The organism is Pelosinus sp. IPA-1, assembly GCF_030269905.1.
Classification (GTDB): domain Bacteria; phylum Bacillota; class Negativicutes; order DSM-13327; family DSM-13327; genus Pelosinus.
Genome location: NZ_BSVC01000012.1, coordinates 26,111 through 38,714, shown reverse-complemented (window position 1 = coordinate 38,714; position 12,604 = coordinate 26,111). Strand labels below are relative to the sequence as shown.

At 37.2% G+C, this 12,604-nt stretch carries 13 protein-coding genes; all 13 read left to right on the top strand.

Going from position 1 to position 12,604, the window contains the following annotated elements:
• Nucleotides 1-156 precede the first annotated feature (156 nt).
• The 13 genes from QSJ81_RS23170 (at nt 157) to QSJ81_RS23110 (ending at nt 12,519) form a co-directional block, all read left to right on the top strand.
• Entirely contained in the window at nt 157-906 is a 750-nt protein-coding gene (locus tag QSJ81_RS23170; RefSeq protein WP_285719715.1) for a class I SAM-dependent methyltransferase, read from the top strand.
• Nucleotides 907-1,140: 234 nt separating this feature from the next.
• Nucleotides 1,141-1,302: a Spo0E family sporulation regulatory protein-aspartic acid phosphatase gene (locus QSJ81_RS23165; RefSeq protein WP_285719714.1), complete on the top strand. Its 162-nt coding sequence runs from the start codon at nt 1,141-1,143 to the stop codon at nt 1,300-1,302.
• Nucleotides 1,303-1,409: 107 nt separating this feature from the next.
• Complete coding sequence (locus QSJ81_RS23160) at nt 1,410-1,862, top strand: N-acetyltransferase (RefSeq protein WP_285719713.1); 453 nt, start codon at nt 1,410-1,412, stop codon at nt 1,860-1,862.
• A gap of 248 nt (nt 1,863-2,110) precedes the next feature.
• Nucleotides 2,111-2,569 carry a methylated-DNA--[protein]-cysteine S-methyltransferase gene (locus QSJ81_RS23155; protein ID WP_285719712.1) on the top strand — a complete coding sequence of 153 codons (459 nt, stop codon included), beginning with the start codon at nt 2,111-2,113 and terminating at the stop codon, nt 2,567-2,569.
• A 72-nt stretch (nt 2,570-2,641) separates the two neighbouring features.
• Nucleotides 2,642-3,205, top strand: a complete 564-nt coding sequence (locus QSJ81_RS23150) for a bifunctional transcriptional activator/DNA repair enzyme AdaA (protein ID WP_285719711.1) — start codon at nt 2,642-2,644, stop codon at nt 3,203-3,205.
• The gene (locus tag QSJ81_RS23145; RefSeq protein WP_285719710.1) at nt 3,202-4,140 is read left to right on the top strand and encodes a DUF1848 domain-containing protein; all 939 of its coding nucleotides are present in this window, start codon (nt 3,202-3,204) and stop codon (nt 4,138-4,140) included. The genes QSJ81_RS23150 and QSJ81_RS23145 overlap by 4 nt, the downstream gene beginning before the upstream one ends.
• 463 nt (nt 4,141-4,603) lie before the next feature.
• Complete coding sequence (locus tag QSJ81_RS23140; RefSeq protein ID WP_038672052.1) at nt 4,604-6,094, top strand: sugar ABC transporter ATP-binding protein; 1,491 nt, start codon at nt 4,604-4,606, stop codon at nt 6,092-6,094.
• Between the two features lie 31 nt (nt 6,095-6,125).
• Complete coding sequence (locus QSJ81_RS23135) at nt 6,126-7,097, top strand: ABC transporter permease (RefSeq protein ID WP_285719709.1); 972 nt, start codon at nt 6,126-6,128, stop codon at nt 7,095-7,097.
• 112 nt (nt 7,098-7,209) lie between these two features.
• Nucleotides 7,210-8,205: an ABC transporter substrate-binding protein gene (locus QSJ81_RS23130; RefSeq protein ID WP_285719708.1), complete on the top strand. Its 996-nt coding sequence runs from the start codon at nt 7,210-7,212 to the stop codon at nt 8,203-8,205.
• 227 nt (nt 8,206-8,432) lie between these two features.
• A complete protein-coding gene (locus QSJ81_RS23125) occupies nt 8,433-8,861 on the top strand; it encodes an RbsD/FucU family protein (RefSeq protein WP_285719707.1) in 429 nt (142 codons plus the stop codon).
• Nucleotides 8,861-10,390, top strand: coding sequence for a xylulokinase (locus QSJ81_RS23120; RefSeq protein WP_285719706.1), 1,530 nt, complete (start codon nt 8,861-8,863; stop codon nt 10,388-10,390). The genes QSJ81_RS23125 and QSJ81_RS23120 overlap by 1 nt, the downstream gene beginning before the upstream one ends.
• A 2-nt stretch (nt 10,391-10,392) precedes the next feature.
• A complete protein-coding gene (locus QSJ81_RS23115; RefSeq protein ID WP_285719705.1) occupies nt 10,393-11,439 on the top strand; it encodes a galactitol-1-phosphate 5-dehydrogenase in 1,047 nt (348 codons plus the stop codon).
• A gap of 45 nt (nt 11,440-11,484) precedes the next feature.
• Nucleotides 11,485-12,519, top strand: a complete 1,035-nt coding sequence (locus QSJ81_RS23110) for an aldo/keto reductase (RefSeq protein WP_285719704.1) — start codon at nt 11,485-11,487, stop codon at nt 12,517-12,519.
• Nucleotides 12,520-12,604: the final 85 nt, after the last annotated feature.

Sequence of the window (12,604 nt, the reverse complement as noted above, 5' to 3'; positions counted from 1 at the left end):
TGATACGTTTTTTGTACATACTAAATGTGATAGAATAGCATCAGTCTTTGAAGATGTTTTTGTAGAAAAGGCACTAAATGATACATCAAAAGGTTGCATTCAAGGATTTGTGAAATTTGTAGGAGATTTAATTCCAGTACATGCTAGGGGGAGAAAATGTTGAAGAGCTTATTGGAAAGTAGAGCAACAGTGAATAAAAATTCGATTTCTTATGATTCTTATGAAACAATGGCGGAGTATTATTTTGAGTGTGTCGACACGAAACCATTTAACGCCTACTATGAAAGACCAGCGACTTTATCATTACTTCCCGATGTTGCAGGGAAGAAGGTGCTAGATGCTGGGTGTGCTGCAGGCTGGTATAGTAACTGGTTGCTTACTAAGGGAGCTAATGTAACAGCGATAGATTTTAGTCCCAAAATGATAGAAATGACAAAGAAAAGAGTTGGCGATAAGGCTGATATTATAAGAGCTGATCTCAATGAACCTCTAAATTTTATAAAAGATAAAACCATAGATATCATATTGTCATCTTTAACTCTTCACTATGTTCGAGATTGGAATCTTGTAATGGCTGAGTTCAATAGAGTATTAAAGCCATTAGGTTCTTTAATACTGTCTGTACATCATCCATTTATGGACTTTACATATTTTAATAGAGAAAATTACTTTTTAACAGAGATTATAGAAGATGAATGGGAAACGAATAAGGGGAAAGTAAAAGTTCAGTTTTACAGAAGACCTTTATCTAAAATAGTCTCGCCTGTATTAGACGCAGGATTTATCATTGAAAAGTTAATAGAACCTATGCCAACAGAAAAATTCAAAGAATTACATCCTAAAGCATACGAGAAGCTAACCCAGAAACCTCAATTTCTTTTTTTGCGAGCAAAGAAGAGTAAATGAATATTGTCACATGTAGCACTTTGGTTTGTTATTATGCTACAATATTTCCTTTGCATTGATGAAAGTGGAATTAAAACAATACTAAAGAACTTGTCTCTTCGACATAAGGACGAAAAAAAGTTTATTTAATGAAATAAACTTTATTCTAGAACGATAGTTCGACACAATTTGTAAGAGGTTATACATATAATGGATAATGTGCTGAAAATAAAGAAAGAATGAAGGGATTTTGTAGTGGAAAATTTATGGTGTAAGATAGAGTACTTGCGGCATGAAATGCACGTAATGGCACTCGAAAAAGGAATATCACATCCCGATGTGTTATTCGTTAGTCAAAGATTAGATGAAGCAATAAATGAATTATATAGAGTTGACTCCATTCAAAAAGCTGGATAAGTGAATGAGGGAAGTTCTTAAAAATAGGATAGGCTTTTTAAAAATGTATTGTGTCAGTATTTTTATTAATGTATAATGTGAAATTATACATTAAGGGAGTGGTATAAGTGATTTATCGTAAAGCTACATTTAAAGATGTAGAAAGTATGTATAATTTAGTTAACGCTTATGCTGGACAGGGTCTGATGTTAGGGCGTTCGCGTAATATGTTATATGAAACATTGCGAGATTTTATTTTGGCAGAAGATAATGGAGAAGTTGTTGGCATTGGGGCGTTGCATTTAGTATGGGATTCACTGGCGGAAATCAGAGCAATGGCAGTTGCCCCCCATGTTATTAAATCAGGTATCGGCCGTAATATTGTACAAGGTCTAATTGAAGAAGCGAAAGCTTTAGAAATTAAGACAATATTTACGTTAACATATCAGCCTAATTTTTTTATTAAACAAGGTTTTACCGAATTATCAAAAGACCAATTGCCACATAAAGTATGGAAAGAATGTATCAACTGTACTAAATTTCCTAACTGTGATGAAATTGCTCTAAAGATAGAAATATAACTAAATAGGGATGATTCAAGAATTTTATCATGGGCTTGACATAAGAAAGAAGGGCTTGCCTTATTGGTAATGTGATATAAAAGCAATGTTGATCAAAAGGGCATTACTCGCAAAGAGTGATGCCCTTTTAAAATAAGACGTATTAAGAATTAGAAAGTGATATTTGGAAAGACAAGTAGATGTTGTATAGCGTAAAATAAAAGCAAGCAGGTACTAGGGGAGCAGATGAGAAGTTGGGAGGTAAAACCATGAGAAGTATATTTTTCTATCAGACAGCCATTGGTAAGATTGGAATTATGGAAAACGGAAAGGCAATTACAAATGTAATTTTTCGAGAAGATAACGTTCCCAAGGACGCCATTGTAAAGGAAACCTCATTAATAAAGGAAGCCGGCCAGCAGCTAAATGATTATTTAGCAAGTAAACGTAGGTCATTCTCACTGCCTCTTGCCCCCGAAGGTACAGAATTTCAGCAAAAGGTGTGGAAAGCGTTGCAAGACATTCCCTGTGGTGAAATACGAAGCTATGGAGAAGTCGCAAAGCGGATTGGTCAGCCGAAAGCTGCTCGTGCCGTAGGCATGGCAAATAACAAAAATCCTATTTTGATATTTATTCCGTGCCACCGTGTAGTAGGGGCAAATGGAAAATTAGTCGGATATGCTGCAGGGCTGGACGTGAAAGAACATCTTTTGAAACTGGAGCGTTAAAATAAGGTTTTTTATGGTTCTATTGCTTCGATTTAATGAAATTTATCATTATAAGTAAGGTCGGTGACAATTATGGCACTAAGTAAAGAGGAAAAGTGGAATGCTGTCGTTCATTGTGACAGTTCCTATGATGGCGTGTTCTTATACGGTGTGAAAACAACGGGCATCTTTTGTCGGCCATCCTGTAAATCGAAAGAACCTAGGATAAATAATGTTGAGTTTTTTGACGAAATTGAGCAGGCTTACTCTTATGGTTTACGACCTTGCAAAAGATGCCGACCGGATTTGATTGAGTTTAATCCGATGTTAGTCCTAATAAAAAAAGCAAAAAATATTTTCGATACCTATTTTGCTGACCGAGAGAAGCTTTCAGCCGCAATAAAAGAGTTAGGTATTAGCCAGAATCATCTCATCTATTTGTTTCGTCAGCAATTTCATGTGACACCTACAGAATACATTAATCAATTGCGTGTACAAAAGGCAATGCAGTTGCTTATAAATACAGATATCAATATATTAAACATCGCATTACTATGTGGATTTGGTAGCCTCTCGAATTTCTATGAATTCTTCAAAAGACAGGCCAAGCTTACTCCGAGCAAATACCGGAAGCAAAGTAATGGTGATAAGGAATGATTATAAGCGCCAGCAGACGAACGGACATACCAGCATTTTATTCAGAATGGTTTATTAATCGTCTAAAAGCAGGTTTTGCTTATGTTAGAAATCCACGGAATCCAAATCGCATAATGAGCGTTTTGCTAAACACTGATGTGGTCGATTGTATTGTATTCTGGACCAAAAATCCCAAGCTAATGCTAAGTAAGTTAGAAACCATTGATAAAATGGGGTATCCCTATTATTTTCAGTTTACGATTACGCCATATGGGCATAAAGTAGAAAAAGGCCTGCCTAGGAAAACGGAGATTATGGAAACTTTTAAACAATTAAGTAATAAAATTGGAAAACACCGCGTTATTTGGCGCTATGACCCAGTAATCGTCAATGAAACGTTTTCAGTGCAGTATCATCTTGATGCTTTTGGGAAAATGATTGATATCTTGGGTGATTATACAAACAAGTGCATTATTAGTTTTGTCGATCTATACACCCAGGTCCTCCGAAATGCAGAAAATGTTGTGAGTTCTGAGGTAAACACGATAGATATGAATAAAATTTCTCAGGGGTTTTCTGACATTGCGAAAAAATACGATGTCTTGCTAGAAACCTGTGCTGAGGCCATCGATCTAAGTCCGTATGGTATTCATCGCGCATCTTGTATTGACCTAAATCTGATTGAGAATATCATAGGATATCCGATTCATGGGAAAAAAGACCCTAATCAGCGTCCGGTCTGTGGCTGCATCAGAAGTATTGATATTGGAGCCTATGACTGCTGCTCTCACGGCTGTGTATATTGTTATGCTACTACCAACGAACACATGATACGAAAAAATATGTATCTGCATGATCCTCACTCACCAATGTTAGTAGGTCATCCTCGTGGGGACGAAATCATGACAGTCAGAGAGGTAAATTCACTAAAACTTAGGCAATCGTCATTGTTTTAAATTATGTATATGTTTATTGCTTTATAATTAGATATAAGTTTAACAAGTATTCTCAAGGGAAATACCATTTAGCCAATTAAATAAGCTATAATCTGTGAAACAAATAAATTGGAACGATATATCAGTTGATAATAATGATAATTTCAAAGTAAAGAACAATTAACAAAATTTTCATGCAATATTGAAAAAAACCTATTGCAGTTTACTAGAAAATGGGTTACTATACAAATAATACAAGATTGAAACGTTACAAAACGGCTAAGTATTTCTTTTACTGCGTGATGAATGATTGAATTATTCTGATAAAATACTGCAAAAAAAGAGCTACTTGCTTTTTTTATGACAAATTATGAAACGTTTCAAAAATGCGGTTGTATGAGAGTTAGGTAGATCTGTTTTTGAAGGGGTGATGACGCACAACGGTTACTCAATAAACTATTTAAAAAATTAGGTGGTGAAATATTTGGCTGAATTAATAAAGATGGAGAATATTTATAAGACTTTTCCCGGAGTTAAGGCATTAACCGATGTAAGTTTTGATCTTAGAAAAGGTGAACTTCATGCGATGTTAGGTGAAAATGGTGCGGGGAAATCCACCCTAATGAAAATTCTAACTGGCGTATATACTTGTGATTCGGGAAAAATCATCTTTAAAGGTGAAGAAGTTAGTATAAGGAAACCAAAAGACGCACAAAGTTTGGGGATTAATATTATTCATCAGGAATTTAGTTTATTTCCTGATCTTAGTGTATCCAATAATATTTTTATCGGTCGTGAGCCTAGAAATGAAGTCTTTAACTTTGTAATAATGGAAAAAAAACTAAAACAAAAAACAAGAGAGATCTTGGAATCTCTTCACCTCAACATTGACCCTGATACTTTGGTTAAAGACCTTAGCGTAGCACAGCAGCAGATGGTAGAAATAGCACGTGTATTGTCCATGAATTCAGAAGTTGTGGTAATGGATGAACCAACAGCTGCTCTTACTGAAAAAGAAGTAGAAGAATTGTTTCGAGTTATAAAAGAACTTAAAAGCCGTGGAATTGGTATTGTATATATTTCCCACCGTTTAGAAGAATTAAAACATATAGCAGACAGAGTAACGGTAATGCGTGACGGTCGGTATATTAAGACTGTTGATTATGATGAATCATTACTCGAAGATTTGATAGCGTCAATGGTTGGTAGAAGCCTAGAAGATAAATTCCCGCCTCATCATAACGTCAGTAAAGGAAAAGTTATACTTGAAGTTGAGCATATGGCTAGTAAAACTATCCACGATATTAAAGATTTCAAACTATATGAGGGAGAAATCTTGGGGATATATGGGTTGGTGGGAGCTGGTCGCACGGAGTTTGCAAGAGCATTATTTGGTGCCGATGAAACTGCTACTATGACTGTTAAAATTCATGGAGAAAATGTAAAAATTAAAAGTCCTAGAGATGCCATAAAAAATGGGATTGGATATTTAACAGAAGATCGAAAAAGAGATGGCTTAGCATTAGGGTTATCGGTTGAGGATAATATGGTCTTAGCAAATATCCCTGAACTATGTAGGATGGGCGTAGTGAATGTTAAAGAATGCCGTGAAATAGCCGAACGCTACACCGCAGATCTTAAAATTAAAACTCCTAATCTTGAGCAAAAAGCCAAATTTTTAAGCGGTGGTAACCAGCAAAAAGTTATCTTGGCAAAATGGTTATGCCGTAAATCTCATGTATTAATTTTTGATGAACCTACAAGAGGAATTGATGTAGGTTCTAAATTTGAGGTTTATGAGCTTATGAATAAGCTTGTGGCATTAGGAGTAGGGGTCATAATGATTTCTAGTGAGTTACCTGAAGTATTGGGGATGAGTGATCGAATACTAGTCATGCGTGGTGGACGTATTACTGGTGAGGCAATAAGAGAAGTAGCTACCCAGGAAAAATTGTTGGCTCATGCTGTCCAGTAATAGGAAAGACATTGTTGGAAAGGGTGATAATGTGAGTGTAGATATAGTTAAAGTTCAGTCAGGGAAACAAACAGTATTTAATAAAAAATTATACAATGAGTTAGGCTCTTTTGCAGGATTATTATTATTAGGTTTTGTGTTTTCCATAGCAACAGATACATTTCTTACGGTAAATAATCTATTAACCGTGGCATTACAGACTGCAGCAGTCGCTATGCTGGCAATGGCAGAGACATATGTAATAATAACCGCAGGTATTGACCTTTCAATTGGTTCGATACTAGCTGTAGCTGGTATCGTTTGTGGTAAAACCTTATTAGCTGGTTTTGGAATACCGCTAAGCGTGCTAGCAGGAGTATTAGTTGGTGGTGTCTGCGGCCTGGCTAATGGATTAGCTATTACTAGATTGGGGATAGCACCTTTTATTGCGACGTTAGGCATGATGAGCATCGCCAGAGGGATTGCTTATGTAATAACAGACTCGTTACCTGTATCTGGACTGCCAGAAGATTTCTATTTTATAGGTGGTGGAACTATCCTAGGTATTATACCAGTACCTGTAGTAATAACCATTCTCATGGCATTATTATTTGGATTTATACTTAACAAAACGGCGTTCGGAAGATATATCTATGCATTAGGTAGTAATGAAGATGCAGCCAGATTATCGGGTGTTAATATTGCTAAAACATTGAATGGTGTATATATCGTATCAGGTTTATTATCGGGTTTGGTTGGTGTCATGTTAACAGCAAGACTCGTATCAGCACAGGCGCAAGCAGGTATTGGGTACGAACTTGATGCAATTGCTGCCGCAATTATCGGCGGTACAAGTCCTTTAGGGGGATCTGGGACAATTTTAGGAACGATGATCGGTGCCGGTATTATGGGGATTTTACGCAATGGACTTAATTTATTGAGTGTTAACGCTTTCTGGCAACAAATAGCGATTGGTTTGGTAATTATTGTTGCCGTGTATATTGATAAAATAAGAAGAAAATAAATTAGCGCTAATTTATATCGTAATAGTTGGAGGAATTCTCGTAATTTGAGAGGGGGAATAAAGGCACGTATAGGTCAGCTGTAGTCACTAAATCAAAGAGGGGGAGATTTGTTTGAAAAAAGTAGCTAGTATTTTCTTGGCAGTCTTAATGGTAGCCTTGTTATTAGTGGGTTGTGGAAAGTCAGATACGAAAGCTGCAGATGCTACGAAAGGTGCAGATGCTGGTGTGAAGAAGAAAGTTGCAGTGATTGTAAAGGGAACCGAACATGTATACTGGCAGTCTGTTAAAGTTGGTGCTGAAGCAGCAGCAAAAGCTGGCGGGGTTGAAATGACATTCACAGGTGCTCCGGGTGGGGAATCCGATATCAATGGTCAGGTTAATTTGATTGAGAATGCGATTAATCAGAAAGTTGCTGGTATCGTACTTGCTGCGTCAGATGCAAAAGCATTAGTACCTGTTACTGAAAAAGCGATTGCGGCAGGTATACCTGTAGTTATTATTGACTCAGGTCTTAATACAGATAAATATAAAAGCTTTCTTACAACCGATAATGTAGCTGCTTCTGCAGCAGTTGGCGAATCCTTGGCTAAAATGCTGGATGGCAAAGGAAAAGTAGCTATTGTAAACTTTGTACCAGGTGCTCAGACTGCCATTGAGCGTGAAAAAGGCTTTAGAGATGTTATGGCTAAATATCCTGGAATTACAGTATTGCCAACTCAATTCTATAGTTCTGACAAACAAAAAGCACTTTCTTTAACCCAGGACTTAATGACTGCAAATCCTGATTTAGCTGCAGTTTATGCTTGTAATGAGCCAGGTACAGTTGGTGTTGGTAGAGCATTAAAAGAAAAAAATAACAAAACAATTATTGAAGTTGGTTTTGATGCTTCTGATGATGTTATTCCACTTATAAAGGAAGGCTATTGTAAAGCAGCTGTAGTTCAGATGCCATACAATATGGGCTTTAAAGGTGTTCAAGCAATTGTTGATATATTAGCTGGTAAATCTGTTGAAAAGAAAGTAGATACTGGGTTTACCCTTGTTACTCCTGAAAATATGACTAGCCCAGAAAGTGAAAAAGCATTATATCCAACTGGTAAAAAATAATTCATTTATAGTACGTATGTACAATAAGTTAGTATAATTCATGCTAACTTATTGTACAAAAAATAAGTAATGCAGTTCATTCTAATATTAATATAGGCTATAGCTCCATAACGATCATTCGTTTAGTAAATCGAGATTATTTTAAACTAGTGATCATTTTTATTAGAATAATTATGAAACGTTTCATTACCTATATTTATATAGCTAAGAGTAGGAGTGGGTATTTTATGCTAAAAGGAATTCCAAAGATTATTTCACCCGAGCTGATGAAAGTATTAATGGAGATGGGACATAGCGATGAAATCGTTATAGCTGATGGTAATTTTCCGGCCGGTACTTGTGCTACTAACTCTTTGGTGAGATGTGATGGACATAATGTGCCAGAGATATTAGATGCGATCTTATCATTATTTCCTTTAGATCCTTATGTGGAAGCTCCTGTAGCACTTATGGAAGTTGTACCGGGTGACAATGTAAAACCCGTTATATGGGAGGACTACAAACTCATTATTGATAGACATGAAAAAGGTATCAAGATTGAAAATATTGAACGTTTTGCCTTCTATGAACGTGCGAAAAAAGCATATGTGATAGTGGCCACTAGTGAAGAGGCATTATATGCTAACGTCATTCTAAAAAAGGGTGTTGTAAAATAGTGAACACCGCAAGTTTAGATAAATTATTACTAGGTATAGACCTTGGGACATCAGCATGTAAGGTGTGTATATTTAATCTTGATGGCAGAGTAGTTGGGCAAGCAAGTAAGCCTTATCCAGTGTATTATCCAGCACCAGATTTTGTAGAACAAAATCCTGTGGAATGGTGGCAAGCTATTTGTGAGGCCATTAAAGAAGTATTGCATAAAGGCGCTATTCAACCTCATTCTATTGCTGGTATAGGTATTGATGGACAAAGCTGGTCCTGTTTACCAGTAGACCGTGAAGGAGAACCACTGCGAAATGCTATGATTTGGATGGATAGAAGGGCTGTGGTGCAATCACAAAAAACTGTAGATAAACTTGGTTTTAAGCGGATCTTTGCTGTAAGTGGCAATTCCTTTGATCCTACCTATATTACACCAAAAATTTTATGGCTGAAAGAAAATCAGCCACGTGTTTATGACAATACCTATAAATTTCTGCAAAGTAATGCCTATATAGCTTTTAAATTAACAGGTACAATGACGCAAGATTTATCACAAGGTTATGGTTTTCATGTTTTCAATGTGAAGACCGGTACTTATGACTCAGATTTATGTGAGGATATGGGAATCGAACTCTCAAAGCTTCCAGACATATTCAATTGTCATGATGTCATTGGTCATGTTACGAAGCAGGCAGCAGAGGCGACAGGTTTAGTAATGGGTATTCCGGTTGTGGCTGGTGGACTGGATGCTGCATGTGGGACTTTGGGCGCTGGAGTTATTGAATTTGGACAGACGCAAGAACAAGGTGGTCAGGCTGGTGGCATGAGTATCTGCTTAAACCAAGCGTTAGCTCATCCAAAACTTATATTAAGTAGTCATGTAATTCCAAATGCGTGGCTCTTGCAAGGGGGAACGGTGGGCGGTGGTAGTCTGAAATGGTTTAAGCAGGAGCTCGGAGCTTTTGAAGCCCTACAAGAGAAAACCACGGGAGAAAATGCTTTTGATCTACTGGTTAACCAAGCAGCAGGTATTAAGGATGGCTCAGAAGGGGTAATTTTCTTACCATATATGGCAGGAGAAAGATCACCAATTTGGGATAAAAATGCGAAAGGCATATTCTTTGGTCTTGGCTATGACAAGGGGAGAGGGCACATGGTGCGTTCTGTATTAGAAGGCTGCGCTTATGCGCTTCATCATAATTTAAAAGCAGCTGAAGAAGTTGGCGTTCAAGTTGATGAATTAATTGCTATGGGTGGAGCAGCTAATAGCCATTTATGGACACAAATTAAAGCCAATGTAACCGGAAAGGTGATAAAAGTACCATCATCGGATACTGCAACTACATTAGGAGTAGCTATGTTGGCGGGAGTGGGAACGGGACTATATAGAGATTTTAAAGAAGCAGTAGATCGCACTGTTAGTATTACTAGGGTTCATGAACCAGATATGAAGGCACATAGGGTGTATCAGAAATATTACGAAGTATATCGTGAAATATATGAAAATTTAAAAGATACTTTTGCAAAAGGTGAGGTTTAGCAATGAAAGCTGCAGTTTTACATGGAAAAGATGATTTGCGGTATGAAGAAGTTCCGATGCCCCAGTTAAGTGATGGGGAAGTTTTAATTAAGGTAAGGGCTACTGGTATTTGTGGTTCCGACATCTCAAGAGTCTTGGGTAATGCGGCTCATAGCTATCCAATTGTATTAGGACATGAGTTTTCAGGTGATGTGGTGGAAGTTGGTAAAGAAGTAACAGGGGTAAAAGTAGGGGATCGCGTTTCTGGAGCCCCCTTAGTGCCATGTATGAAATGTGATGATTGTGAGCAAGGCAATTATTCCCAGTGTAGAAAATATACATTTATTGGCTCAAGAATACAGGGCAGTTTTGCCGAGTATGTCAAACTGCCAGAAAAGCATGCGATAAAATTTGATCCGTCGATCAGTTACGAACAGGGGGCTTTTTTCGAACCGTCAACAGTAGCGTTACATGGTATTAATTGTGCGAGATATCATGGTGGAGAAGATGTAGCTATTCTTGGTGGAGGCACTATTGGTTTGTTTACAGCGCAATGGGCTAGAATCTATGGAGCCAAGAGAGTATTCGTTTTTGATATTGATGATGCTAGATTAGCTTTAGCTAAAAAATTAGGTGCGGATATAACGATGAATACCTTAGATAAGGAATTTAAAGAAACCATCAAAAAACTTACCCGTAATAAAGGTTTTGGTTTTGTATTTGAAACAGCAGGTGTCGATGTAACAATGAAGTTAGCTTTTGAGATAGCAGCTAATAAAGCTAGTGTTTGCTTTATTGGAACCCCAAGTAAGGAGTTGATCTTTACTCCAGCTCTATTTGAAAATATGAATCGTAAAGAGTTTACACTAACTGGTTCTTGGATGTCTTATAGTGCTCCATTTCCTGGCCAGGAGTGGCAGTTGACAGCTCATTATTTTGGCACAGGGGCATTGAAATTTGATGAAAGTCTAATTTATAAAAAACTGCCACTTAGTGAGAGTAAGAATGGCTTTGCTATGTATAAGACACCTGGACTCGTAAAAGGAAAAGTTATGTTTGTTAATGAGTAAGGAAGCTATTTTAAGAATAAACGTAGAGGGAGAGTGAATTGATTTATGGAAGAAAAAATATTGACTCATGTTGGTAGCGATAGTATTGATCCAAGTACAGTTCCCCAGAGAACACTATATACTGGTGCGAAAATTCCAGCAATCGGTATGGGGACATTCGGCTCGGACCGTTTCACGGCAGAGCAAATAGCAGCAGCTGTAAGAGGGGCTGCCGAAGTAGGATTTAGACTATTTGATTGTGCAGCTGTTTATGGAAATGAACATTTAATTGGCCAGGTTTTCCAAGATATTTTGGCGACAGGAATTAAGCGGGAAGAGTTATTTATTACCTCTAAAGTTTGGAATGATATGCATGATAACGTAATAGAGTCTTGCGAAAAGACACTCAAAGAGTTACAGCTTGACTATTTAGATTTATTTTTAGTACATTGGCCTTTTCCGAATTTCCATGCGCAAGGTTGCAGTGTGGATTCTCGTAGTCCTGATGCAACTGGATATATTCATGAAAATTATATGAAAACATGGAGACAGATGGAAGAACTAGTCGACAGAGGTTTAGTTAGGCATATTGGTACCTCTAATATGACAATTCCCAAATTAAAGTTAGTTCTGCGTGATGCTAGAATTAAGCCGGCAGCCAATGAAATGGAACTTCATCCATGCTTTCAGCAAAAAGAATTTTTTAAATTTATAATAGATAATAATATTGTACCAATCGGTTTTTGTCCCATTGGTTCTCCAACTCGCCCCGAGCGTGATAAAACAGCGGATGATGTAGTTGATATCCAGGACCCGATAATTGTTAGAATAGCCCAAGAACATAAGGTTCACCCAGCAGTTATTTGTGTAAAATGGGGAGTACAACGTGGGCAGATACCAATACCCTTTTCTATCCATCGCAATGAGTACGCTAGCAATCTTAAGGCAGCAGTAAGCGATTTGCTCACAGAGGAAGAGATGAAAGAAATTGAGGGTATTGATAAAAATTGTCGCCTAATTAAAGGGCAGGTATTTTTGTGGAAAGACGGTCAAACATGGGAAGATCTATGGGATATTACGGGCGAAATTACACCATTATAAATCAGCAGAGTAGTTAGCACCTGCTTTCAAAAAAACAATTGCAAATAGTGGCTCAAGCAAGTAAAATAGTAGAAGAACAATTGAA

Excerpts from the sequence above, each read along its gene's own strand:
- QSJ81_RS23150 (WP_285719711.1), top strand. The coding sequence starts at position 2,642 with ATGGCACTAAGTAAAGAGGAAAAGTGGAATGCTGTCGTTCATTGTGAC.
- QSJ81_RS23125 (WP_285719707.1), top strand. The coding sequence starts at position 8,433 with ATGCTAAAAGGAATTCCAAAGATTATTTCACCCGAGCTGATGAAAGTA.
- QSJ81_RS23115 (WP_285719705.1), top strand. The coding sequence starts at position 10,393 with ATGAAAGCTGCAGTTTTACATGGAAAAGATGATTTGCGGTATGAAGAA.
- QSJ81_RS23155 (WP_285719712.1), top strand. The coding sequence starts at position 2,111 with ATGAGAAGTATATTTTTCTATCAGACAGCCATTGGTAAGATTGGAATT.
- QSJ81_RS23145 (WP_285719710.1), top strand. The coding sequence starts at position 3,202 with ATGATTATAAGCGCCAGCAGACGAACGGACATACCAGCATTTTATTCA.
- QSJ81_RS23170 (WP_285719715.1), top strand. The coding sequence starts at position 157 with ATGTTGAAGAGCTTATTGGAAAGTAGAGCAACAGTGAATAAAAATTCG.
- QSJ81_RS23110 (WP_285719704.1), top strand. The coding sequence starts at position 11,485 with ATGGAAGAAAAAATATTGACTCATGTTGGTAGCGATAGTATTGATCCA.